Here is a 1,136-nt window from a genome sequence, read left to right on the forward strand (position 1 = left end):
CGTGGGGTTGCGGTCGGGATCGGCGATATAGAGCGCGCGGACATTGGAATAGTTGGTGATCGAACTCAGGTCGAAGCCACCGCCCAGCGTATAATGCGCCTCCAGCGTCGCGATGTCGCTCAACGTCCGGGTGACGGTCGCCACGTCGTCGGTGACGATGCGGTCGCGCCGGTCATAGGGCGGGTCGAATTCGAACGAATAGGCACCACGCACATGGCGGTCGTGCATATAGGTCGCGATGATCCGCAGCCCGGGCACGGCGTCGGGCGTGAACAGCAGCTTGCCGCGCAGCATCTCCGACTGGCGAGGATCGGCGTCGCGGTGGAGCGTGGCGTTGTAGAGCAGACCATCCGAACGCGCGATCTCGCCGGCCACGCGGAACGCGATCTGATCGCCCAGGATCGGGCCGCCCAGCGCGGCGGCGGCGCGGCGCTGTCCATCGGGGCCGGTCAGCATCACCCTGGCCTTGCCGTTCCATGCATAGCTCGGGTCGGTCGTGCGAAGGACCACCGCCCCGGCAAGCGCATTGCGCCCCTGCACCGTCGATTGTGGCCCGCGAAACACCTCGACTTGGGCGATGTCGTACAAATCCAGTGGCCCGGTGTTCAGCGCCGCGCGCGGCAGGACCGCGCCGTCGAGATAGACGCTGGCCAGCGCCCCATCGCCCGCGCCCGAGACGTTCAAGGCATCGATGCCGCGAATGGTGAAGCTCGTCCGGTCGGCCCCGATCGAGATATTGGGCGTGCGTTGCAGCACGTCGTACATGTCGATCAGATTCTGGTCGGTGATGGTTTGCGCAGTCGTCACCGCGACACTGGCGGGCGTATCACGCAGCGTCCGGTCGGCCTTTTCGCCCATGACGACGATATCGTTGCCCGCCTCCGTCGACGCGGTGTCCGGCCCCGGCGACGCCGTACTTTGCGCCAGACAGGGCGCCGCCACCGAAGACAGCATCATGACCAGTGTCGCGCGAACCCACATTCCAAAACCCCCAATTTCGTTGCGATAGCGAATTAATAGTGATGAATATGCGAGTCAATCGCAACAAAGGTGAGAGTATCAGGGGCTTGTCGGATCGGGGCTGTGGATGGGAACCATTGGACATCGCCCATCGGGGCATCATCCTCGCATTACCT

1 protein-coding gene is annotated in these 1,136 nt (G+C 64.3%); it reads right to left on the reverse strand.

From position 1 onward, the window contains the following. The coding region (locus tag U1700_RS15055; RefSeq protein ID WP_332753487.1) for a TonB-dependent receptor plug domain-containing protein at positions 1-957 on the reverse strand (957 nt) is incomplete at its 3' end. Positions 958-1,136: the final 179 nt, after the last annotated feature.

This window comes from Sphingomonas sp. RB1R13 (genome assembly GCF_036663775.1).
In the GTDB taxonomy this organism is placed as follows: Bacteria; Pseudomonadota; Alphaproteobacteria; order Sphingomonadales; family Sphingomonadaceae; genus Sphingomicrobium.